The following is a 23,202-nucleotide window of genomic DNA, read 5'->3' as shown; positions in this document are numbered from 1 at the left end:
AAAAGTTAGATGACCGTGATTGCGGCGCCGCCTTCCCGGCCGCGATCTGAATGCCGGTACAAGCCATCCAGGACTAGTTCGATATGGCGGCCGACAAGATCGGGGGTGTGCATCAGAAAGTCGTCCGGCACGAGGGACCCGATCGTGTGCCGGTGCAAGCACGCCATCACGATCGGCAGGATCAGCGCGTGCACTGCGAGGTCGACATCGAATGTGCGGAACTCCCCCCGCGCGATGCCGCGCGCAAGGATGTGCGAAACGAGCGCGCGCACCGGGCGCATCACCTCGCGGTCCCAGCAGTCCGCCAGTCCCGGGAAGTGCCGCGCCTCTGTCAGGACCAGCTTGAAGATGCCCCCAGCCTGGCTTTGCGCCAACGAAGCCTGCCACCTCGTCAGCGCCTGGCGGAGCAGCTCGCTGCTTGCGCCCGCGCTCGTTGCCATCTGATCCGCCCACCCTTCGATTCGGCTGGAGAAGCCCTCGGAGATGAGCGTCCTGAGCAGGTCTTCCTTGCTGTTGAAGTAGAGGTACAGCGTTCCCTTGGAAACGCCAGCGCGCGAGGCGATTTCTTCCGCCCGGGCTGCAGCGAAACCTCTTTCCACAAAGACAGCCAGTGCGGCATCGAGCAGTTCTCGAGGGCGTTCCTGCTTGCGGCGCCGGCCGCCGGCGTTTGCGAGCTCAAGCATGGGACCTTTCGCCCGCGCCTGGGGCTACGAAAGTGATCGGTCCTGCCGTTTCCTTCTGCGCGGGGGAGTCGCGCCGAACGCGGAACCAGGCAGCGTAGAGCGCCGGCACGAAGACGAGTGTGAGTGCCGTGGCCACAACCAGGCCGCCCATGATCGAGATGGCCATCGGTCCCCAGAAAACGCTGCGCGTGAGCGGGATCATCGCCAGCACCGCGGCGGCGGCTGTCAGCACCACGGGGCGGGAGCGCCGCACGGTCGCGTCGACGATCGCGGTCCAGGGCGCCGCGCCGCGCGCGATGTCCTGGTCGATCTGGTCGACGAGGATGATGGAGTTGCGCATGATCATGCCGCCCAGCGCAATCACGCCCAGTAGCGCGACGAAGCCGAACGGTGCCTGGAAGAGCAAGAGCGCCGGCACCACCCCGATCAGCGCCAGCGGTGCCGTCATGAAGACCATGAACACCCTGGAAAAGCTCTGCAGCTGGATCATCAGCAGCGTCAGCATCACCGCGAACATGGCAGGGAACACCGCGAACAGCGCCTCGTTGGCCTTGTCGCTTTCCTCGATCGCGCCGCCTTCCTCGATGCGGTAGCCCGCGGGCAGACCATCGATGATGGGTTGCAGCGACGGCCGGATCTGGGCGGTGGCGTGAGGCCCCTGCACGCCGTCGACCACGTCGCTGCGCACGGTGAGTGCCATGTCGCGGTTGCGCCGCCACAGCACCGGCTCTTCGAAGCTCGGCTCCACATGGGCCAGCTGCGACAGTGGCACGGTCACGCCGCTGCGCGTGAAGACCTGCAGGTCGCCCAGCTGGCCGATGCGTTTGCGCTCCTCGGGCGTGGCCCGTACGACCACGTCCACCAGTTCTTCGCCGCGACGGATCTGCGTCACCGGGGCTCCGTCCAGCGCCGTCTGCACCAGGCCCTGGATGTCGGCGCTCGACAGGCCCAGCAGGCGTGCCTTGTCCTGATCGACGCGGACCTGCACCGAGCGCACCTGCTCGTTCCAGTCCAGTTGCGTATCGCGCACCAGCGCGCTTTGACGCACCGCGTCGCGCACCCGGTAGGCGATCTCCCGCACCTGCACTTTGTCGGGCCCGATGACGCGGAACTGCACCGGGAAGCCCACCGGCGGTCCAAACTCCAGACGGGTGACGCGGGCCTTGACGTCGGGCAGAACCTCATCCTTGGCGAACATTTCCATGAGTCGGGCGCGCACGCGTTCGCGCTGTTCGATACCCGCCGTCTTGACGACGAACTGCGCAAAACCCGGGTTGGGCAATTCCGGCAGGATCGACAGATAGAAGATCGGCGTGCCGGCCCCGGTGTAGGCGGTGAAGAATTCGACGTCCGGGTCCTTCGCCAGCTGCGCTTCGAGCGCCTTCACCTGGCGCTCTGTGGCGGCGAACGACGCCCCTTCGCGCAGTCGCAGCTCGACCAGCAGTTCCGGCCGCGACGCGGTGGGGAAAAACTGCTGCTGCACGGTCAGCATGCCGGCGCCGGCGATGGCGAAGACCAGCACCGTGATGCCCAGCACCCAGGCCCGATACTGCACCGCCCAGTCGACGACGCCGCGCAGCCGGTGGTAGACGGGCCGGTCGTACACGTCGTGGTGCGTGCCGTCCGCCAGCTTCTTCGGCAGCAGCATCATGCCCAGGTACGGCGTGAAAATCACGGCCACCAGCCACGACAGGATGAGCGCCACCCCGACGACCCAGAAAATACCGCCCGCGTACTGGCCGGCGATGGACTTCGCGAAACCCACCGGCATGAAACCGGCGGCCGTGATGAGCGTGCCGGTCAGCATCGGAAGCGCAGTCGATGTGTAGGCATAGCTGGCCGCGCTCAGCCGGTCCCAGCCTTCCTCCAGTTTCACCACCATCGTTTCCACGACGATGATGGCGTCGTCCACCAGCAGACCCAGCGCGATGATCAGCGCGCCCAGCGAGATGCGGTCCAGGTTCCAGCCCGCGGCGTACATGACCGCTGCCACCAGCCCGAGCACCAGCGGCACCGAGGCGGCCACCACGATGCCGGTGCGCCAACCCAGGAACAGGAAGGACACGGCCAGCACAATGGCCAGCGCCTCCAGGAACACGCGCTCGAACTCCCACACCGATTCCGCCACGACGCGCGGCTGGTCGGCGTACTGCTGGATCTCGACACCCACCGGCAGCTCCTGCCGCAGCTGCACCAGTCGCTTGTCCAGAGCGCGCCCGAAGTCCAGCACGTTGCCGTTGGCCTGCATGGTCACGCCGATGGCCAGCACCGGCACGCCGTTGTGGCGGATGGTCATGCTCGGCGGGTCCTCATAGCCGGCGTGCACGGTGGCGATGTCCGCCAGCCGCAGCAACTGCCCGCCCACCTCGAGCTTCACGTTGGCGACGTCCGCGGCGCTGCGCAGCCCGCCGTCCACGCGCACCTGCACACGGTCGTGCGTGGCATCGGCCGAGCCGGCCGGGGCCACCAGGTTCTGGCGCGCCAATGCGTCGAAGACCGTTGACGGCGCGAGGCCGAACGCGGCCAGTCGCCGCGTGGAAATTTCCACGTAGACGCGTTCGGCCTGCTTGCCCAGCACATCGACCTTGCCGGCGCCTGTCACGCCCTGGATGCGCAACTTCACGTCTTCAGTCACCGCCAGCAACTCCGCCATCGACAGCCCGGGCGCGCTCAGCGCGTAGAGCACGCTGTAGCGGTCGTTGTACTCGTCGTTGAAGAACGGCCCGCGCACGCCCTCGGGGAACTCCTGGCGCACGTCGCCGATCTTCTTGCGCACCTGGTACCAGGCGTTGTCCAGTTCGGCCTTGGTGCTGCCGCCCTTCATCCACAGCGTGATGCCGCCGTAGCCCTGGCGCGAGAAGCTGCGCACGTAGTCGAAGTGATCCAGCTCCTGCAGCCGGCGCTCGATGCGGTTGAGCACCTGGTCTTGCACGTCCTGAGCGGTGGCGCCCGGCCACACCACGATGGCCGTCATCTGCGGAACGTCGAAATTGGGATCCTCCAGGCGGCCCAGGCGGCTGAAGGAAATGCTGCCGACGATGAGGGTTGCAATGATGAGGAACAACACCATCGGCCGGTGCGTGACGGCCCATTCCGAGAGATTGAAGCGCCTCATGAGTTGCTCTTGGTGGCTGAGGCGGGTTCGGCATCCGGCGCGCGTTCGACGGCGCGCACGGTGATGCCGGCATCGAGCTTCTGCGCGCCGATGGTGACAACGCGGCTGCCTGCGGCCAGGCCGGTGACGTGCACCCAGGCGTCGTCCGTGCCTACCACCTGCACGGGTTTGAAGACCAGGCCGGAGCCCTTGGCGTCCAGCATCCACACGCCCGCCGTTCCGCTGGCCTTCACGAGCGCGGTGACCGGCAGGACGGCGGCTGCCGGCCCCGCGGGCGGTCCGGACAGCGTCAGCTGCATGGTGCTGCCCAGCGGCAGGGCAGCAACCTGTGGGCGTGACTGCGGGGCCGCCGCGTAGCGCACGCGGAAGGTGCGGCCCTGCACGCTGGCCAGCGGCGAGACTTCACGCAGCACCAGCTGCATCGGTAACTTCGCGTCGTGCCAGGGCGTGGCCACAGCGGTGAGCGTGCGCACCCGGCCGACCCATTCCTCTGGAAGGTCAGCGACGATCTCGCGCTCGCCGTCCCGGGCGATCGATAGCACGGGCTGGCCCTCGGTGACCACCTGGCCACGCTCGAATCGCAGCGCGGTGACCAGCCCGGCGTAGGGCGCCACCAGCGTCGCGTAGCCTTCGCGGTTGCGCGCCAGTTCGAGCTGGCGGCGTGCCTGGTCCAGCCGGGCCGCAGCCCCGTCGGCGCGCGCCTTCTGGCGTTCATGGTCGGCCGCGCCGACCGAGCCGTCCGCCAGCAACCTTCCGAAGCGTGCCTCGTCTGATGCGGCCTGCTGCGCATCGACGGAGGCGGCCTGCACGTGGTCAGCGGCGGCCCGCATGGCCAGTTGATAGTCGGCCGGATCGAGCCGGGCGAGCGGCTGGCCGGCCCTGACGAGGTCCCCCACTTCAACCAGCCGCTCAGTCACCTTGCCCCCGGTTCGAAACCCCAGTTCCGTTTCCACACGGGCGCGCACGACGGCGGTGAACGCGCGCGTCTGGCCCAGTGATGCCTGCGAAACGGTGGTCACGAAGACCGGCTTGGCGGCGGCGACGGGTGCGGGCGGGCCGCTGCAGGCGGCCACCAGTGCGCAAGCGGCGGCCAGGGCGGTGCGGGACGCTAAAACGGGAATTCTGTTCATCGAGCGGTTCCATCAGCAAGAGAAGTCGACGGGAGAGCGGCCCGCGCGGAGGCGAAGCCGCCGCCCAATGCCTTGAAGAGCTGCACGTCGGCCAGCGCCTGCTGAAGGCGGCTGTCCGACAAGGCCAGTTCGCTGGCCAGCACGGATCGCTGAACGTCCAGCAACACCAGCAAATCGATCTGGCCTTCACGCTGCAGTGACTGGGCGCGCTGCAGCGAGCGGCGGCGGTGTTCCACGGCGGTGGCCAGCGCTGCGCCGCGCCTGGCCTCTTCACCGCGTGCGAGAAGGCTGTCTTCCACTTCCTGAACCGCCACCAGCACCGCTTTTTGCCAGGCCAGCAACGCCTCTTCGGCGCGCGCGGACTGCGCGCGAATGCCGGCGTCGATCCGACCTGCATTGAAGAGCGGCGCGGCTAACGCGAGGGCGACGTTGGAAAAGTGCACAGGCGCAAGGTTCAGCGCGTTCAGCCGCAGGTCTTGGCTGCCGAGCAGGACGCTGACGAAGAGCTTGGGCCACCACTGGGCGCGGGCCTCCTCGCCACGGAGCGTCTCGGCCGCGAAGCGCGCCTCGGCGGCGATCAGGTCGGGTCGGCGCATCAATAGTTCGCTGGGCTGTCCGGTGGCAATCTCGCGCGTCCCGGGCCATGAATACGACGCCGTGTCGTCGGTGACGCGTACCGAGGGGTTGCGACCGAGCAGCACGGCGAGCCGCGTCTGCGAGATGCCAGCCAGCGTTCGCAGCGCAGGCACTTGGGCATCGAGCGCGTCGGCCTCGGCGCGCGCGCGGTCCAGATCGAAGGCGCTGGCTTGGCCTTCGCGCACGCGGCTGGCCACGCGAGTAGCCGTTTCGCGCTGCGTCGCGGCCAGGGCCTGCACGATGCGCAGCCGCTCGTCGGCGCCGCGCAGCACGAAATACTGCCGAGCCACCTCGCTGGCCACCAGCAGTCGCGCGCCTGCTACGCCTGCCACCGCGGCCGCGGCATCAGCCCTTGCTGCGTCTCGAGCGGCGCGCACGCCGCCCGCAAGGTCGATCTCCCAAGCCACCTCGACGCCGGCCCGCAGCGCACCCGTGTCCGGCAGGCCCTGCTTGACCGGAGCGGGCAGACCGGTTTCGCTGCGCGAAGCCGAAACCTGCAGACCGACCGTAGGCCACAGGCGAGAGCCCTGGGCATCACTGCCTGCTCGCGCCTGGATGACACGTTGCAGCGCGACGGACACGTCCTGGTTGGCGGCCATCGCTTCATCGACCAACGCCGTCAGTACCGGATCGGCATATCCCATCCACCAGGCGGCATCGACGTCCCGGGTGGCCGCAGCCGCCCGCGCTCCCTGGCTGTAGGCGGCCGACAGAGGCGTGCTGGGCGACAGAGGCTGAACGGGAGTGATCGAGCACGCGGACAGGAGGGCGAGTGCTGCCAGCGCAAGAGGGCGGAGGGCCGCGCGAGGCGCGAGTGATCTGGTGAACGTCGTCATAAACTGTACTGTATAGTCCAGTAATTGTCAGGCGGATATACTGAACTGTCAAGTACATTAAAGGCAGCAATGTCCCAGAAGGACGAGAGCGCGGCTCCCAAGCCGCGGCGCGGCAGGCCGCGGGACCCCGAGCGCCGGGAGCGCATCCTTGAAGCGGCGCGCAGCCACTTCTATTCGCACGGCCTGGAGCGCGCGAGCCTGGATGCCATCGCGGCCGACGCCGGCGTTTCAAAAATGACCGTCTATAGCCACTTCGGATCCAAGGAAGGGCTGTTCGAGGCGGTCATCCAAGGGCGCACGGAACGCGTGATGGGCGGGGCCGCAGGTGCCCAAACGCTGGATCCGAAGCAACCCGAACAGGAGTTGCTCACCGTCGGCGAGAAATTCCTGATGCTCACGCGTGAGGAGGATGCGCTAGGCAAGTTCCGCTCGGTCTACGGCGCGGCCGGTTCGCAACCCGAAGCCTGCCGGGCCTTCTACCGGCAGGGCTCTGAGCGACTGATCGACGAACTGGCCACGTACCTGCGCCGCGCTGACGCCGCAAAGACGCTGAAGGTGCCACGTCCGCGGCTGGCGGCGGACCTCTTCCTGTCGATGTTCATGGGTGATGGGCACGTGCGGGGTCTGCTCATGCTCGACATGCCCTCCGCCCAGGAAAACAGGGCGCTGCTTCGCGAGGGCGTCAGGGTGTTCATGGCAGCCTACGCACGGGCCGCCTGAAGGTTTGTCAGCGGCCCGTGCGCAAAGATGACCTCCTCAAGCAGGCCCGTCGCCCGCCATGACGAAGTCGATGTACTGCTGCGATCGGCGGATTTCTCCTCGCCGTTCCAGCTTGTTGGCCAGTTCGTTGACGCGCTGGCGGCTTGAGCCGAGCAAAAGCCCGAGCTGTGATTGCGTCATCGACAGCGTAATTCGCGTGGCATCACGGTGGGCGACGCCGAACTGGCTTGCCAGCCTGGAAAGGAGTCGCCGCGCCCGATGTTCGAGCAGCGGTTCGCCTTGGTCGACGAGCCGATCCATCAGGCGCGCGGATCGTTCCCAGTTCAGGCGCAGCAGCGCGGGACCCAGGTCTTCGTGTGCAGCCAGAAGCTGGCGCAAAGTGCTTCGCCGCATCAGCAGCAGGGTGGAGGGTGCCCAAGTCCTTGCTTCATACGGGGCCGGCAATCCGGACAGCAGTGGGACGTCCCCAAACCATTGACCTGGCTCCAGCAGGTCGACGATCGTTTCGCGCCCCGAAGGTGGGCAGATCGACAACTTGACCGCGCCCGCGGCCACGCCGAACCAGACATCGGGCACCGAACCCTGCGTCGCCACGGTTTGATGCGCCGGCACATGCCAGATCGCACAATGCTGGAGGAGGGCTCGCTGCAACTGCAGGGGAAGCGGGTTGAACCAGTCGTTCGCACGGAGCGCAGCCATTTCGGCGGCATTCAGGCCGATGAATGCCTCGTCGGCGAGCGGAGGATGGACGGCGTCTTTCAAGATGGGTACCCGCGTCACAGCATCGAGAAATCGGGCTTGCGCTTTGCCAGGAAGGCACTGATGGCCTCCTTCGCCGCAGGTTCGGCCAGCATTCGCGCGAAACTCACGCCCTCGTCGTCGATCTGACGCAGGACTTCTGCCGCTTGGCCCTGCTTCATCAGGCGCTTGGTTTCCATGAGGCTGCTCAGGGGCTTTGCAGCCGCCTTGCGAGCCTGCTGCTGCGCAAACGCCTTGACCTCCCCGGCCGGCAGGATTTTGTTGACAAGACCTGCCTCGAACGCGGATTGGGCATTCAGCGGCTCTCCCAGGAGAAGTGCGGCAGCGGCGCGGTGATGGCCGAACATCCGTGGCACGAGCAGGCTTGAGCCGGCCTCTGGACACAGCCCCAGGTCGACGAACGGCATCGAGAACATGGCGTTGTCGCCCGCGTAGACGAGGTCGCAATGCAGCAGCATGGTCGTGCCGATGCCGATCGCTGGCCCGCACACGGCCGCGATCAGAGGTTTCGGGAAGTTCGCAAGCGAAAGCATGAAAGCGTGTGCGGGCGAGTGCTCGCCATCACCGGGATGCCTCAGGAAGTCGCCCATGTCGTTGCCCGCGGTGAAAATGGATTCATCGCCTTCCAGCACGACCGCTCTCACAACGCGATCGCTTGCAGCGCCAGTCAGCGCGGCGGTCACATTGGCGTACATCGCGGCGGTGATGGAGTTCTTTCGCTCGAGCCGGTTGAATGTGACTGTGACAACACTGCCCTCAGCGCGAATCCGAATTTCCTGATTCATGGGCTTTCCAATAGATAGATATCGTTTAGTAAACGAAGCCTATGTTAAGATCGCTGCCGTGTCAACCGCGCAAGTCACTCGCGAAGGGCTCCTCGACGACGCGTTCATGGCGCAGGTCTATGCGCAGCTCCCCCCCGGCACACGGCTGCGCACGGCAGAGGAACTTGAAGCGTCGATCGAAACCGCCCTGTCGCGGCACGATGGCGATGCTGCCGTTCATGTGTTCGGATATGGATCGCTGATGTGGAACCCCGCGCTGGAGCACACTGGCGCGCGTCCGGCAAAAGTCCACGGTTGGCACCGCTCCTTCTGCCTTCGTTCGGTCATCGGGCGTGGGTCCCAAGAGCGCCCCGGGCTGATGCTCGCCCTCGACCGGGGTGGCGCGTGCCAGGGATTGCTGCTGCAGATCGAGCCGCGCAAAGTGCGCGACGAGCTGCGGGTGCTCTGGCGCAGGGAGATGCTGACCGAGGTGTACGAACCGCGATGGGTGAACGCTGATGTGGACGGGGTACCGGTGAGGGCGATCACCTTTGCGGTCAATCGATCGCATCCGCGTTACACGAAAGCGCTCTCCCTGCATGAGATGGCCCGAATGATCAACACAGGAGCGGGCACCCTCGGTACCTGCCGCGAGTACTTCGATGCCACGCTTCAAAAGCTCGAGACGCTCGGCATACGCGACGCCGGGATGGAGCGCCTGCGCTCCGCTGCAGGCTGAAGCCCCATCCCGCCGTCAGGCTGATGCTGGTGTCCGCAGTTCCTTGCGAAGGATCTTGCCCACGGTCGATTTCGGTAGGGCCTCGAGAAAGGTGATGTGGCGAGGCACCTTGTAGGGCGCCAGTAGCTTGCGGCAGTGTGATTCGACGTGATCCTCCTGCAGCCCCGGTGAGCGGCGCACGACGAACAGGTGAGGCACCTCGCCGGAGCGCTCGTCGGGCACGCCGACGCACGCGCACTCCAGCACGTCCGGGTGCAGCGCGACCACGCCCTCGATCTCGTTCGGGTACACGTTGAACCCGGACACCAGGATCATGTCCTTCTTCCGGTCGACGATGGTCATCAGTCCCTTCGTATCCATCGTGACGACATCGCCCGTGCGAAACCAGCCGTCGCTGGTGAATGCCTTGCGGGTTTCGTCTTCGCGCTTCCAGTAGCCCGCGAACACTTGCGGGCCCTTGATGAGCAATTCACCGGGCGTACCCTGCGGAACCGGCTCACCCGCGTCGTCCACGATCAGCACGTCAGTGGAGGGCACCGGCACGCCGATGGTCCCGTTGGAGCCTGGCGCATTGAAAGTAGCGCTGGGCGACGTCTCGGTGAGCCCATAGGCCTCGGTGATCGGCGGCCCGCCCGCCGCTTCCCATTTGCGCGCGACCGCTGCCTGGATCGAGGCGCCCGCCCCAATCACCATGCCGCAACGCGAGAAGTCGACCGATGCCAGTTCGGGCATGTTCACCATGCCGTTGAACATGGTGTTGACGCCAATCAGCACGTCGAAGGGCGCCCGGTGCATCTCGGCGCATAGAGCCTTGATGTCTCGCGGATTCATGACAAGACGGTTATGCCCGCCGCTCACGAGGGCCATCAGCGCCATGCCGAGCGGAAAGATGTGATACAGGGGCAGCGGCGTGACCAGTTCGAAGTTCTCGACTTCGAGGGTCAGTCGCAACCAGGACTGCATCTGCAACACACTCACGAGGACATTGCGATGCGTGAGACAGGCCCCCTTTGACACGCCGGTCGTGCCCCCGGTGTATTGCAGGAACGCGAGATCGGAAGGGCTCACCTTCGCCGCGCTGAAGTCGGCCTCCTGCACCGACGCGATCGCGGCGTGCAGCGGTACGAGTTGCACCTCTCGGCCTCGGGACCGAACCGGCTGATCACCGGCGGGCGCGAGCAGCGATCGCTTGACGTCATGCATCGGCACTGTGATGACGTGCCGAACTTCTGTCCGCTCGAAGACCTCGGCGACGAGTGCTGTGAACGGATCGGCAACCACCAGCGCGGCCGCGCCGGAATCCACCAACTGGTACTCCACCTCGCGACTGGTGTAGAGCGGGTTCATCGTCACCCCCACGAAGCCCGCGCGCGCAATCGCGGCCAAGGCGACGGGGTAGAGGAGGTGATTTGGCAGCAGCAGCGCCACGCGATCGCCGGGCCGCAGACCGGCGGCTTGCAGGAATGCTGCGAATCGAGCCGATGCATTTTCGAGCTCGGCGAACGTGAGCGATTCGCCATTGCATGTCACGGCCGTCTGACTGGCGTGTCGCGCAAAAGCGCCTTCGAGCAGGGTGACGAGGGTGTCGTGCTCACCGTACACAAGGTCGCGGGGCAGCCCTGCCGGATAGGATGCATGCCAGATTCGTTGTTCCACGTTGTCTCCTTTTGGGGTTCGCTTAGGACAGTGCTTCGCGCACGAAGTCCATTCGGTCCTGGCCGAAGAACATCTCGTCGCCGACGAACAGCGTGGGCGCGCCGAAAACGCCGCGCTTGACCGCTTCCTCGGTCGTCGCCTTCAGCGCGGCTTTCGTTTCGGGATCCTGAGTCAGCCGCTCGATCTCGGCAGGGTCGAAGCCTCCATCGGTCAGGACGCTCGCCGTGAGTTGCGGATCATTCAGGTTGAGCGCGTCGATCCAGAGCGCCTTGAAGACGCAACCAAGAAATTGCTGCAGCTGCTCGGGGCGGCGCAATTGGATCCCGGTGACCGCACGCATGAGAAACAGCGTGATGACAGGGAAGTGCGGATTGCCCCTGAACGGGACGCCATACCGGCGCGCATGGCGTTCGTAGTCCATTTGCGTATAGCGCCCCTTGACGGGGATGGTCGCCGGCGAGGCGTTGCCAGTGGCTTGGTAGACGCCGCCGAGCAGCATCGGACGGTAGACAAGCTCCGCGCCATGGCTTGCGCACAAGCCCGGCAGCTGCGTCCACGCCAAGTATGACGACGGACTTCCGACATCAAAGAAAAAATCAACTGACTTGCTCATCAACGGGCTCCTTTAAATTAACGGTCGTTAGATGAACGAACGCTATGTGATTCCAGAGCGTCTGTCAACGGGGTTTGACTCGATCTCAGTCTTTATTGACAAACGATCGTTAATTGATTAATGTTCAGATGACTGAACGACCGTTATTTAAGGAGAACGCATGGACAAATCAGCCAACCCCCGCGGTGTGGCTCTCGTCGTCGGCGCGGGCGACGCCACGGGCAGCGCAATCGGCGCGCGCTTCGCCCGTGAGGGCTACGTCGCGTGCCTGACGCGGCGATCGGCCGACAAGCTGGAGCCGGCCATCGAGCGCATCCGCGCGGCAGGCGGCCAGGCGTTCGGCTACGGCAGCGATGCACGCAAGGAGGAAGACGTCGTCGCGCTCATAGACCAGATCGAAAAGGAGCGCGGCCCCATCGAGGTGATGGTGTTCAACATCGGCGCCAATGTGCCCAGCAGCATCCTCGAGGAGACCGGCCGCAAGTACATGAAGATCTGGGAGATGGCCACCTTCAGCGCATTCCTGAATGCGCGTGAGGTCGCCCGCAGGATGGTCGAGCGGGGGCGAGGCACGATTCTCTTCACCGGCGCGACGGCGGGCATCCGCGGCTCGGCCAATTTCGCCGCCTTCGCAGGCGCCAAGCATGCGCTGCGCGCGCTCGCCCAGAGCATGGCGCGCGAACTCGGCCCGCGGGGCATTCACGTGGCACATCTCGTCATCGACGGCGCCATCGACACGGAATTCATCCGGACCAATTTCCCCGAACGCTATGCGCTCAAGGAGCAGGGCGGCATCCTGAACCCAGAGCACATCGCGGAAAACTACTGGTACCTGCATACCCAGCCTCGAGATGCCTGGACATTCGAGATGGACCTGCGCCCTTACATGGAAACCTGGTGAAAGACACATGAAAACACGCATCACTGAACTCTTCGGCATTCGTCACCCGATCATCCAGGGCGGCATGCACTACGTCGGCTTCGCCGAACTCGCCGCGGCCGTGTCCAATGCCGGCGGACTCGGGCTCATCACGGGCCTCACGCAAAGGACACCCGAGCTCCTGGCCAAGGAAATTCGCCGCTGCCGCGAAATGACCGACCAACCCTTTGGCGTGAACCTCACTTTCCTGCCGACCTTGTCTTCGCCGCCCTACCCCGAGTACATCGCCGCGATTGCCGAAGGGGGGGTGCGCATCGTCGAGACAGCGGGGCGCAGTCCTGAGGCTTACATGCCCGCGCTAAAGAAAGCCGGCATCAAGGTCATCCACAAGTGCACGTCGGTGCGGCACGCGCTGAAGGCCGAAGCGATCGGATGCGACGCCGTGAGCGTAGACGGGTTCGAGTGTGGTGGCCACCCGGGCGAGGACGACATGCCGAACATGATCCTTTTGCCCCGGGCAGCCGAGGAGCTGACGATTCCGTTCGTGGCCTCAGGCGGAATGGCCGACGCCCGCAGCCTGGTGGCGGCCCTCGCGATGGGCGCGGAGGGCATGAACATGGGCACTCGCTTCGTGGCTACCCAGGAAGCGCCGGTTCACCAGAACGTCAAGGATGCGATCGTCGCGGCCACCGAGCTCGACACGCGACTGGTGATGCGCAGCCTGCGCAACACGGAGCGCGTCTTGACCAACTCCGCCGTCGAGCAATTGATCCGGACCGAGAAGGAAAAAGGCGACGCGCTCAAGTTCGAAGACATCATCGACCAGGTCGCGGGTGTCTACCCGCGCGTGATGCTGGAAGGCGAAATGGACGCCGGCGCCTGGAGCTGCGGCATGGTGGTCGGCCTGATCAACGACATTCCTACAGTTCAAGAGCTGATGGATCGCATCATGGATGAGGCCGAGCAATTGATCACACGACGGCTCGCCGGATTCCTCGAACCTGCGCTGGCCTAGAGCACTGTCCCACATGTGCGTGTGCGGATTTCAAGAGCCCCGCGGGTTCTGTCCGCTGTCCCAAACGGAGTATAGAAAATCGTCATGAAATCTCAACTTGCCTGCACTGCAGCCAGCGTGCTGCTCGGAGTGCTGCTATCCGCAACAACGCTTGCAGGTTCAGCATTTGCCCAATCGACTCCTTCACCCGCCGCCAGCGGGACGGCATCGCCTTGGGACCAGCGGGTCAATTCGGACGCCATTCAGGCCGATGCCTGGTTCCAGAATTACAAATTCCGAAACGGGGGAACGCTTGATCGTGTGAGGATTCATTACGCGACCCTGGGTACGCCCCATCGAGACGCCAAAGGCGACATCGACAATGCCGTTCTTGTGCTGCATTGGACCGGCGGAGACAGCCGGGCCCTTCTGAGCCCGACCTTCACCCAGGCATTCTTCAATCCAGGCCGTCCGCTGGACGCCAAGCGCTACTACTTGATTTTTCCTGACAGCGTGGGCCATGGCCAATCGAGCAAGCCAAGCGACGGCCAGAAGACGAAATTTCCCGACTACGACTACGGCGACATCGTCGATCTCCAGCACAAGCTGGTAACCGAGACGCTGGGCATCAAGCATCTCCACGCCATCCTTGGCATGTCCATGGGCGGCATGAATGCCTGGCAGTGGGCGCAGGCCTATCCCGACATGATGGACGGGGTCATGCCGGTGGTCTCGCTGCCGATCTCGGTCTCGGGCCGCAACCTCTTGTGGCGGCGCATGGTGATCGACGCGATCCGCTCCGATCCGGACTGGAAGGGCGGGGATTACACGCAAACGCCGCGCGGCTGGGTCAATGGCTTCAGGGTGCTGCGGATGATGATCGACAGCGCCCCAGCGCTTCAACAACAACTTCCCAATGGCGCGGCAGCGGACAAATTTCTGGCGACCACCCGCATGCAGGCCGAGAGCGTTGACCCCAACGACATGCTTTACTCCCTGAAATCGTCATTGAACTACGATCCCGAACCTAGACTTTCGGAGATCAAAACGAAGGTTTTCGCGCTGAATTTTTCAGACGATGAGTTCAATCCTGACGAGCTGCAGGTGCTTCAGAACACCGTGCCAAAACTCAAACAGGGCCGTTACGTGGTTCAACCCGGAACGGCAAGGTCACCCGGCCATTTCGCGATGACGATCCCCGCCCTTTGGGCTCAGCATGTCGGCAGTTTCATGCAGTGGCTCGGCGACACGCCCTCCCAGGCAAAGAACTAGACCTGCTCGCTCCGGAGATACGTTATGAAACTCCTTCCCTTGATGCTGTCGGCCATAGCGCTGGCCGCGCTGGGCGCCTGCGGCGACTCCGCCAGGCTGCCGGTGGAAGCAGGCTTTGGCGCAAAGCCGGAGTTGCCCGCACCGAACCAAACCTTGCTGCCTACCGTCAATATCGCACTGCCCGAGGGTTGGACCGGCGGCGCCCAGCCCACGCCCGCACCGGGCACGCGGGTCAACGCCTTCGCGAGCGGGCTCGACCATCCGCGCTGGCTGCATGTGCTGCCGAACGGCGATGTGCTGGTGGCCGAGAGCAATGCCCCGCCGAAGTCGGGGGCCGGGGATGGCATCAGGGGCATGGTGGCCAAAATGATCATGGCGCGTGCCGGCGCCGGCGTGCCGAGCGCCAACCGCATCACCTTGCTGCGTGATGCCGACGGCGACGGCGTCGCCGAGTCGCGCAGCGTCTTCATCGACAAGCTCAACTCGCCGTTTGGCATCGCGCTGGTCGGCAACAACCTGTACGTCGCCAACACCGACGGCGTGCTGCGCTTCCCCTACACGCCCGGTGCACAGCACATCGATGCGCCCGGCACGCCGGTGACCGGCCTGCCCGCCGGGCCGCTGAACCATCACTGGACGAAGAACATCATCGCCAGCCGCGACGGCAGCAAGCTCTACGCAACGGTCGGCTCCAACAGCAACGTCGGCGAGAACGGCATCGACCAGGAGGAGGGCCGCGCCGCGATCTGGGAGATCGATCTGAGGAGCGGCACCAAGCGCCTGTTCGCAACCGGCCTGCGCAACCCGAATGGCATGGCGCTCGAGCCGGTGACCGGTACGCTGTGGACCGTCGCCAACGAGCGCGACGAGATCGGCAGCGATCTGGTGCCCGACTATTTGACCTCCGTGCGCGACGGCGGCTTCTATGGCTGGCCGTACAGCTACTACGGCTCGCACGTTGATGAGCGGGTCAAGCCGCAGCGGCCCGACCTGGTGTCCAAGGCGCTGGCGCCGGACTACGCACTGGGGGCGCACACCGCCTCGCTCGGCCTGGCGTTCGCCGAGCCGGGCCTGAGCCTGCCCGCCACCTTCGGTGCCGGCGCCTTCATCGGGCAGCATGGCTCATGGAACCGACGTCCGTACAGCGGCTACAAGGTCATCTTCGTGCCGTTCGGCGCGGGCAAGCCTGCCGGTCCGCCGGTGGACCTGCTGACCGGCTTCCTTTCCGAAGATGGCAAGGCGCGCGGCCGCCCGGTCGGCGTGGTGCAAGACCGGCGCGGCGCCCTGCTGGTGGCCGACGACGTCGGCAACGTGATCTGGCGCGTCACCGGCACGGCACGCTCGCCGGGATAGCCCTTGACTGCGGCACCCTTCATTCCCCAGATCCGGCTCTACCAGGACTGGCTGCGCACGCAGCGCGGCCTGGCATTCGGCGACTACGACGCCCTGTGGCGCTGGTCCACCGACGACCTGCCAGCCTTCTGGCAAAGCGTGTGGGACTACTTCGACTTGCAGTCTCCCACGCCGCACCGCGCGGTTCTTTCCGATGCCCGCATGCCCGGCGCGCGGTGGTTCGAAGGCGCGCAGTTCAACTATGCCCGGCAGGTGTTGCGCCATGTGGACGCAGCGCAGGCGGCCGGTGCTCCTGCCATCGTCAGCTACAACGAACAGGGCCTGCGGCGTGAACTCGGCTGGCCGCAGCTGCGCCAACAGGTGGCTTCGCTGGCGCTGCACCTGCAGGCCCAGGGCGTGCTGCCCGGCGACCGGGTAGCGGCCTACCTGCCGAATGTGCCCGAAGCCATCGTCGCGTTTCTCGCGACCGCGAGCATCGGGGCCGTCTGGAGCCTGTGCGCGCCCGACATGGGCAGCAACGCCGTACTGGACCGCTTCCGCCAGATCGCACCGAAGGTGCTGATTGCGTGCGACGGCATCACTTACGGGGGCCGGGAGGCGACTCGCATCGACGTGGTGGCGCAGCTTCGCGACGGCCTGCCCAGCGTGCAGCACCTTCTGCTGCTGGCCGATCCCGGGGTGGCACCGCAGGTCACGCAGCGGCTACAGCCCTTCACGTCGCTGGCCCAGGCCTGTGCCGGAGACGATACGAGGACTGCGGCTTTCGAGCCGCTGTGGCTGCCCTTCGATCACCCGTTGTGGATCGTCTATTCCAGTGGCACTACGGGCCTGCCCAAGCCCATCGTCCATGGTCATGGCGGCATGGTCCTCGTGCACCTGGGCCTTATGGTGCTGCACAACGACTTGGGGTGCAGCTACCAGCCCAATAGCCTGGGCGAGCGCTATCACTGGTACAGCTCCACCGGATGGGTGATGTGGAACGCCCAGGTGGCGGGCCTGCTCAATGGCACCACGTGCTGCATCTTCGATGGCAACCCCGGCGGCACGAAGGACAAGCCCGATTGGGGCGTGCTGTGGCGCTTTGCCGCAGAGACCGGGACCACGTTCTTCGGCGCTGGCGCGGCCTTCTTCGCCAACTGCATGAAGGCGGGGCTGGAGGTCGCCCAGTGTGGCGATCTGCGCCGCGTGCGTTCGCTGGGTACCACTGGCTCGCCCTTGAGCGAGGAGGTGCAGCGCTGGGGCACGCAAGAGATGCGAGAGGTGCGCGGGGGGGATATCTGGTGGTGCAACATGGCCGGCGGTACCGATTTCGCAGGAGCTTTCATAGGCGGCAACCGCGAGCTGCCGCAGATACCGGGGCAGATGCAGTGCCGGCTGCTCGGTTGCGCGGTGGAAGCCTGGAACGAACAGGGCCAGCCGGTCGTCGACCAGGTCGGCGAATTGGTCTGCACGCGCCCTATCCCCTCGATGCCGCTGTACTTTTGGGGTGACGAAGGGAACCAACGCTACCTGTCCTCCTACTTCGATACCTACCCCGGCATCTGGCGCCACGGCGACTGGCTCAAGGTCACCCCCGATGGCGGCTGCATCATCTACGGCCGCAGCGACGCCACCATCAACCGCCACGGATTGCGCATGGGCACCAGCGAGCTGTACAGCGCGGTGGAAGCGCTGCCCGAGGTGCTCGATTCCATGGTGGTCGACCTCGAATACCTGGGCCGCGACAGCTACATGCCGCTGTTCGTGGTGTTGCGTCCGGGCGCCGTGCTCGACGAGGCCATGCGCGCCCGCATCGCAGCCAGCCTGCGCATCGCGCTCTCGCCGCGCTTTGTGCCCGACGAGATGTTCCAGGTGGCCGAGATTCCGCGCACGCTGTCCGGCAAGAAGCAGGAGCTGCCGATCAAGAAGCTATTGCTGGGGCAGCCGCTGGACAAGGTGGTGAACAAGGACGCAATGGCCAACCCTTCCAGCCTGGACTGGTTCGTGGCGTTCGCACAGCAGCGTGCGGCGGCATCGGCGCCTGACTGACCCAGGCGACAAACAATTGGAGAATTGCTGATGTTATACGGCTACATTGTTCGGAAAAAAATCCGTCAGACCTTTGACCACGTCAACAATCATCGCTGGGATGAGGCAGTGGAAGCAGTCGCGCCAAATATCCATCACCGTGTTTCTGGCACACACACGCTTGGTGGTGAGCGCCACGATAAAGCGGGTCTGCGCCGCTGGTTTGAACGCATCGGCCGTGTTCAGCCCAATCTGCATCTCAAGGTCAACAAAGTCTGGGTAGTGGGTTGGCCGTGGAATACCAATGTGTTTGTCGAGTGGGACGGAACGGCAACGCTACGCAACGGGGATGCATATGTCAATCGTGGTCTCCATGTGTTCACCCTACGCTGGGGTAGAGTTTATGCGCTTGAGGAATTTCAAGACTCACAAGCAGCGGCCGGTGCTCTTGCCAGCCAAGCAGCAACCGGGCTCAAAGAAGCTGTCGCCGAACAAATCGTAAGTTAGTTGCAAAGGCACGGCGGCGAAATGGCAGAGTCCGGACGGCGTGGTCTTCGCTGACGCAATCCACACCTAACCACCCCAGGCATGCGGGATCCTGGCACCTAGCCATTGCGCGAGTCTTGCATTGACCTCCGCGGGCTTTTCCTGTGCCATCCAGTGTCCTGACTCGATCCGCGCAATGGTCAGATCGCGACAAAGCTTCTTCATTGGTTCAGCCAAAGGCGAGTTCACGCAGTCGCATGTGTAGTCATATGCCGCTTCCAGAAATAGAACTGGCATGTCGAGATAGCCGTCATTCAACGCCTCGGACGCATAGCGGGCATTGGCTGCATGATTCATGTACAGGGAGTCCGTGCCGAAAAAGCTCGTTCGCTCGTAGGCGGAGGCATAGGCGTGCAGGTCATTTTCGGTGATGACTCGCTCATCACAGGGAGGGTTTGGCGCGATTCCCTTTCCACCGAACCAGCCTCCTTCACGGCGAACCTTGGACAAAAGCGCCGGCTTGCCCTTCCCCTCGGGATTGCCCGCGCGAAAAAGTGTCTTGAAGGTTCCTGCGACGTTTGCCTCCATCGCGCCCGTGGCCTTCGCGAAGTGCTCTTCGTAGAAGCGCTGGTACTCCCAGTTCCCGAACGGGTATTCGCTTTGCGGGTACAGATCGCGATTGACCAGCCCGACCAACACATCAAGTCCCCGCTCCAACGTCGCGTAGGGCACACACAGGTTGGTCACCGCAACGCAACGGTCCGGATGGTGACTGGCAATGTTCCAGACGACCGATGCGCCCCAATCGTGCCCCACCCAGATCGCCTTTTCCTGGCCGAGGGAGTCGAGCAGTTCGATCATGTCGGCAACAATTTCGCGTTGGGCATACGCGTCATGCGTGCTGTACAGCGACGACCTTCCGTGGCCTCGCAAGTCCGGAGCAATCGCCCTGAAGCCGAGCGCACCGAATACCGGAAGCTGATGCCGCCAGCTCAACGCAAGTTCAGGCCAGCCATGAACAAAGATGATCGGTGTCCCTTGGCTCGGGCCGCTTGCGAAATAAAAAGTACTGCTGCGGCCACTTCGGAACGTGTTCTCTGTGATCTGAAATGGCGACATTGGAGGCCGATCGCTATGTTGGCAAGACTTGCTCGAAGCGGGTGCACGACGCGGTGACGGCATGAGCGTTCGGCCGGCATCGCACTCCGCATTGTTTTACGAACGTTAGACAAACGACCGTACATTGTCAATCCCCGGCGCGACGTTCCTCCCCCTACGTCTTGGTTGCCGCAGTCTCGGCTCGGAAATGGGTTGGCGATCTCCCCGTCCACTTTCTGAACGCCTTCCGGAAGTTGGACGGATCCGAAAAGCCAACACGCTCGCAGACCTCTTCGACCGAGAGCGCGGTACGTTCGAGGTACTCCACTGCGAGCGTCCGGCGAACATCGTCGATGATGGACTGGTAGGACAGTCCCTCTGAAGCCAGTCTGCGGTTGAGCGTGCGCAGCGACGTGCCAAGGTCGGCAGCAATCTCATCGATATTGGGAAAGCGCCCCGGCTGATTCACGAGAATGACTCTGATGGAGTCAGCGAGCTCCGACGCCGGGGGTTGCTCCGACAAGACCTGTTCGCAGAAGCGTTGGCAAACCTTGGCCAGCACGGGGTTCGCGTTGGGCAAAGGCAAGCTCCAGGCCGATTCGGGAAAGTGCCACTCCATGGTTTCGGCTGCGAACTCGACCGGGCAGTTGAACATCTGGCTGTAGGTTCGCCAATGAGGCGGCGCGGGGTAAGGCAGCAACATTCGCGCGGAAGGAAGCGGCGCCTCCAGCATGTGGCTGAGGAAGGCATGGTTCGAGCTGCGCCAGAACTCCGCAACGAATGGCAGGAGTTCGCCCAGCGACGCGGGATCATGACTGCGCAACTTGATCGCTCCACCTTCGACGCGTGAGGTGATCTGCAGAACAGGTCCTAAATGCCGAAGCTGCCGAAATGACAGGTCCATCGCATCACCGAGTGTCTTGCTGCTGGCCAAGGCATAGCCCCAGATGCCGAAATCGCTGATGCGCTGCCGCGCCCCCGCGCGCAGCGCCACATCCGATCGCTTCGCGAGGCGCTGCGCATTGCGATAGATGGCCAAGCGCTGGCCCCGGGAGATCAGCGCTGAATGGTCGTCGAACTGCTCGCTTGGAACCCCTGTTCGACTGAGCAGGGCCCGCAAAGACACGCCCTGGCTCTCCATTTCATCGACGAGTGCGTTCAACCCGAACAGGCTGAGTTGCGGCGCATTGCGATCTCCTGGGCGGTGGATGAAAGTCAGCTTGGGTAGTGTCATCGTGACCCCGTTGGTTGCAAGGGTGGCACTAACCAACCCGCATATTGGCATTAAATCACCTTTCTCTTCAGGCCTTGCGCTCAGACAATCGCACCCAGAAACGAGCGCCACGGCGCCCGAAATGTGCTTGCTATCCACTAGGAGACACCCTGATGAGTGAAGAGATCATTGTTGCGGCAAAGCATGGCAATGTGACCGTGCTGACCATGAACTACCGTCCCTACAACTTGATGGGGCCGACGCTGTTCGATCCGCTGATTGCGAAGATGCGCGACGCCGTTGCTCAGGGCTGTCGCTCCATCGTTCTACGCAGCGGCCTGCGGCACTTCTGCGCGGGTGCGGACGTCACCCAGTTTGAAGCGCTTTTGGAGCAGGGCAAGAAGGACAGCAAATCAGCGACTGCACCGATGTGGGATCCGGTGGAGGTACTGAATGCGTTCGAGACTTTGCCCGTGCCCATCGTGGCCAGCGTTCACGGCGCCTGCCTGGGCGGTGGGGTTGAGCTCGCCTTGGCCTGTGACTACATCATCGCCACCCGGTCGGCCAAGTTTGGCTCGGTGGAAAGTGCACTCGGCCTGCACCCTCTGATGGGCGCCATCCAGCGGCAGGTTCAGCGCATCGGTGTGGCCCGCGCCAAGGAAATGTCGATGCTCGGCCGCCGCTACGATGCCGAGACGCTGGAGCGTTGGGGGCTGATCAACCTGGTCGTAGCAGACGACAAGCTGGAGGAGTCCACCATGATGGTGGCCCAGGAGTTGGCCGCCGGGCCGACCATTGCGCATGCAATCACCAAGCAGATTGCCCGGATCGCCGCCAATCAAGGCGTTGAAGCAGCGGACCTGGCGATGGCTGAGTTGCAAAAGCCGATATGGGCTTCGAACGACGTGAGGGTGGGACTCGAATCCTTCCTCAAGCAGGGCCCCGGTCTCGCCAAGTTTGAGGGGTGCTGATCATGTCCGGACCCCTGCAAGGCCTCAAAGTCGTCGACTTCTCCCGCGTGCTGGCTGGGCCTCTGTGCGCCCGGACCTTGGCGGACCTGGGCGCTGAGGTGATCAAGATTGAGCCTCCTCGTCCCGACGTGTCCCGGATGTCTTGGCCGTTCGTCGACGGCATGTCCGGCTATTACGCCCAGCAGAACGTCGGCAAGCGCAACGTCAGCATCGACCTGAACGTCCAGGGCTCTGTGGATCTGGTCTTGAAGATGATCGACCAGGCAGACATCGTGGTCGAGAATTTTCGGGCTGGAACGCTCAAGTTCTTTGGGCTCGACTATGAGACTGTCGCAAAGCGCAATCCGCGTCTGATCTACGTGTCGATCTCGGGCTACGGTCAGGGCGGCCCTTGGTCGTCGCGCATGGCCTATGCGCCAACGGTACAAGCAGAGGTCGGGTTCACGCACAACACGATGCGCCACTACGGGGACGCGCTCAGCCGCCAGCGCCCTGATCCGCTGTCGCACGCCGACGTTTACGCCGGCTTGCAAGCGACGATCGCCGTGCTGGCGGCCGTAAGGAGCCGGGATGTGACCGGTCGCGGCCAATACATCGATGTCGCCATGGCGGCAGTCATGCTGGCCGTCAATGAGCGCGCGCACATCGATATGGCCGGCGTCGACTTGGGTGCTGAGCCGGGAATTCTGGGCGCCACCGATGGTGCTTTCTTCGTCGGGCCCGGGGGCGAGCGCTTCCTGACGCCGCAGAGTCTGGTGTTTAGCGGCACGTTCCCGCAGTACCTGGGCGCGATGCGCCGTATCGACTTGGCGAGTGACCCCCGCTTCGCGACGGCAGAAGCGCGAGCGGCGAACTACGACGCGCTCCATGCGATCGTGCAGGCCTGGGTGCTCACCTTCCGCGACATGGCAACGCTCGATGCACAGTTGGACGAAGCCAAGATTGCCATGGGCCAGATTCGGACGACCGAGGAAATTGCCAATTCCGAATGGGCGGAGTACTGGGGCGCGGTGCAGGACGTGCCGGACCGCCGCGGGGGCTCTTACCGTTTGCACGGCCGGCCCTGGCGCTTCTCGGAGGACAAGCTTCCCGCGCCCACGGCGCCTTCGTTCCGGGGTGAGAACAATGCTGAGGTCTTTGCGGCCTTGGGCATGAGCCAGGAAGCGATCAAGGCAGCGGCTGCGGCGGGCATGCTGGTCGAGCACGAGCAGGCGATTCCCTCTGTCGTGGTCCCGGCAACGACCGAGGCACCAGCCGACCCAGTGAGCGCCTGATCG

General features: G+C 64.4%; 20 protein-coding genes. 10 read left to right on the top strand and 10 right to left on the bottom strand.

Annotation, left to right across the window (positions count from 1 at the left end; genetic code table 11):
* Nucleotides 1–5: 5 nt before the first annotated feature.
* The 4 genes from EEB15_RS14575 to EEB15_RS14560 are packed head-to-tail and all read right to left on the bottom strand — an operon-like array spanning nucleotide 6 to nucleotide 6,400.
* The gene (locus tag EEB15_RS14575; protein WP_141510591.1) at nucleotides 6–683 is read right to left on the bottom strand and encodes a TetR/AcrR family transcriptional regulator; all 678 of its coding nucleotides are present in this window, start codon (nucleotides 681–683) and stop codon (nucleotides 6–8) included.
* Complete coding sequence (locus tag EEB15_RS14570; RefSeq protein ID WP_141510590.1) at nucleotides 676–3,798, bottom strand: efflux RND transporter permease subunit; 3,123 nt, start codon at nucleotides 3,796–3,798, stop codon at nucleotides 676–678. Before EEB15_RS14570 ends, EEB15_RS14575 begins: the two co-directional genes overlap by 8 nt.
* Nucleotides 3,795–4,928 (bottom strand): efflux RND transporter periplasmic adaptor subunit, encoded by a 1,134-nt coding sequence (locus tag EEB15_RS14565; RefSeq protein ID WP_141510589.1) that lies wholly within the window; start codon nucleotides 4,926–4,928, stop codon nucleotides 3,795–3,797. The genes EEB15_RS14570 and EEB15_RS14565 overlap by 4 nt, the downstream gene beginning before the upstream one ends.
* Nucleotides 4,925–6,400 (bottom strand): efflux transporter outer membrane subunit, encoded by a 1,476-nt coding sequence (locus EEB15_RS14560; RefSeq protein WP_141510588.1) that lies wholly within the window; start codon nucleotides 6,398–6,400, stop codon nucleotides 4,925–4,927. The genes EEB15_RS14565 and EEB15_RS14560 overlap by 4 nt, the downstream gene beginning before the upstream one ends.
* A gap of 69 nt (nucleotides 6,401–6,469) precedes the next feature.
* Here EEB15_RS14560 and EEB15_RS14555 point away from each other — a divergent pair, with 69 nt between their 5' ends.
* Nucleotides 6,470–7,120, top strand: a complete 651-nt coding sequence (locus EEB15_RS14555) for a TetR/AcrR family transcriptional regulator (RefSeq protein ID WP_141510587.1) — start codon at nucleotides 6,470–6,472, stop codon at nucleotides 7,118–7,120.
* 36 nt (nucleotides 7,121–7,156) lie between these two features.
* On the opposite strand, the gene EEB15_RS14550 is transcribed toward EEB15_RS14555, so the two are convergent.
* Nucleotides 7,157–7,882 (bottom strand): Crp/Fnr family transcriptional regulator, encoded by a 726-nt coding sequence (locus tag EEB15_RS14550; RefSeq protein WP_141510586.1) that lies wholly within the window; start codon nucleotides 7,880–7,882, stop codon nucleotides 7,157–7,159.
* A 14-nt stretch (nucleotides 7,883–7,896) separates the two neighbouring features.
* Nucleotides 7,897–8,664, bottom strand: a complete 768-nt coding sequence (locus EEB15_RS14545; RefSeq protein WP_141510585.1) for an enoyl-CoA hydratase — start codon at nucleotides 8,662–8,664, stop codon at nucleotides 7,897–7,899.
* 58 nt (nucleotides 8,665–8,722) lie between these two features.
* Here EEB15_RS14545 and EEB15_RS14540 point away from each other — a divergent pair, with 58 nt between their 5' ends.
* Nucleotides 8,723–9,382: a gamma-glutamylcyclotransferase gene (locus EEB15_RS14540; protein ID WP_233259484.1), complete on the top strand. Its 660-nt coding sequence runs from the start codon at nucleotides 8,723–8,725 to the stop codon at nucleotides 9,380–9,382.
* A 15-nt stretch (nucleotides 9,383–9,397) separates the two neighbouring features.
* Here EEB15_RS14540 and EEB15_RS14535 read toward each other — a convergent pair whose 3' ends face one another.
* Both EEB15_RS14535 and EEB15_RS14530 read right to left on the bottom strand, forming a co-directional pair.
* Nucleotides 9,398–11,038: an AMP-binding protein gene (locus tag EEB15_RS14535; protein ID WP_141510583.1), complete on the bottom strand. Its 1,641-nt coding sequence runs from the start codon at nucleotides 11,036–11,038 to the stop codon at nucleotides 9,398–9,400.
* Nucleotides 11,039–11,060: 22 nt separating this feature from the next.
* Nucleotides 11,061–11,651 (bottom strand): 2-hydroxychromene-2-carboxylate isomerase, encoded by a 591-nt coding sequence (locus EEB15_RS14530; RefSeq protein ID WP_141510582.1) that lies wholly within the window; start codon nucleotides 11,649–11,651, stop codon nucleotides 11,061–11,063.
* Nucleotides 11,652–11,811: 160 nt separating this feature from the next.
* Between EEB15_RS14530 and EEB15_RS14525 the strand changes: the two genes are divergently transcribed.
* The 6 genes from EEB15_RS14525 to EEB15_RS14505 all read left to right on the top strand — a co-directional run bounded on the left by EEB15_RS14525 (nucleotide 11,812) and on the right by EEB15_RS14505 (nucleotide 18,664).
* Complete coding sequence (locus EEB15_RS14525) at nucleotides 11,812–12,552, top strand: SDR family oxidoreductase (protein ID WP_141510581.1); 741 nt, start codon at nucleotides 11,812–11,814, stop codon at nucleotides 12,550–12,552.
* Nucleotides 12,553–12,559: 7 nt separating this feature from the next.
* The gene (locus EEB15_RS14520) at nucleotides 12,560–13,546 is read left to right on the top strand and encodes a nitronate monooxygenase family protein (protein WP_141510580.1); all 987 of its coding nucleotides are present in this window, start codon (nucleotides 12,560–12,562) and stop codon (nucleotides 13,544–13,546) included.
* Nucleotides 13,547–13,630: 84 nt separating this feature from the next.
* Nucleotides 13,631–14,797 carry an alpha/beta fold hydrolase gene (locus EEB15_RS14515; RefSeq protein ID WP_141510579.1) on the top strand — a complete coding sequence of 389 codons (1,167 nt, stop codon included), beginning with the start codon at nucleotides 13,631–13,633 and terminating at the stop codon, nucleotides 14,795–14,797.
* A gap of 24 nt (nucleotides 14,798–14,821) precedes the next feature.
* On the top strand, nucleotides 14,822–16,150 hold the full coding sequence (locus tag EEB15_RS33980) for a sorbosone dehydrogenase family protein (protein WP_199236535.1): 1,329 nt from the start codon (nucleotides 14,822–14,824) through the stop codon (nucleotides 16,148–16,150).
* 3 nt (nucleotides 16,151–16,153) lie between these two features.
* Entirely contained in the window at nucleotides 16,154–18,178 is a 2,025-nt protein-coding gene (locus EEB15_RS33975) for an acetoacetate--CoA ligase (protein ID WP_199236534.1), read from the top strand.
* A gap of 30 nt (nucleotides 18,179–18,208) precedes the next feature.
* A complete protein-coding gene (locus EEB15_RS14505) occupies nucleotides 18,209–18,664 on the top strand; it encodes a nuclear transport factor 2 family protein (RefSeq protein ID WP_141510578.1) in 456 nt (151 codons plus the stop codon).
* Nucleotides 18,665–18,730: 66 nt separating this feature from the next.
* Here EEB15_RS14505 and EEB15_RS14500 read toward each other — a convergent pair whose 3' ends face one another.
* Nucleotides 18,731–19,762 carry an alpha/beta fold hydrolase gene (locus EEB15_RS14500; protein ID WP_199236533.1) on the bottom strand — a complete coding sequence of 344 codons (1,032 nt, stop codon included), beginning with the start codon at nucleotides 19,760–19,762 and terminating at the stop codon, nucleotides 18,731–18,733.
* 154 nt (nucleotides 19,763–19,916) lie between these two features.
* Nucleotides 19,917–20,975 (bottom strand): AraC family transcriptional regulator, encoded by a 1,059-nt coding sequence (locus EEB15_RS14495; RefSeq protein ID WP_141510577.1) that lies wholly within the window; start codon nucleotides 20,973–20,975, stop codon nucleotides 19,917–19,919.
* Nucleotides 20,976–21,127: 152 nt separating this feature from the next.
* Between EEB15_RS14495 and EEB15_RS14490 the strand changes: the two genes are divergently transcribed.
* The gene (locus EEB15_RS14490; protein ID WP_141510576.1) at nucleotides 21,128–21,925 is read left to right on the top strand and encodes an enoyl-CoA hydratase/isomerase family protein; all 798 of its coding nucleotides are present in this window, start codon (nucleotides 21,128–21,130) and stop codon (nucleotides 21,923–21,925) included.
* A gap of 2 nt (nucleotides 21,926–21,927) precedes the next feature.
* Nucleotides 21,928–23,199, top strand: a complete 1,272-nt coding sequence (locus tag EEB15_RS14485) for a CaiB/BaiF CoA-transferase family protein (RefSeq protein WP_141510575.1) — start codon at nucleotides 21,928–21,930, stop codon at nucleotides 23,197–23,199.
* Nucleotides 23,200–23,202 lie beyond the last annotated feature (3 nt).

The sequence above is a fragment of the Ramlibacter sp. WS9 genome (assembly GCF_003797765.1).
In the GTDB taxonomy this organism is placed as follows: domain Bacteria; phylum Pseudomonadota; class Gammaproteobacteria; order Burkholderiales; family Burkholderiaceae_C; genus Ramlibacter.
The sequence above is the reverse complement of the archived record's forward strand: the minus strand, read 5'-3'. Positions and strand labels throughout refer to the sequence as shown.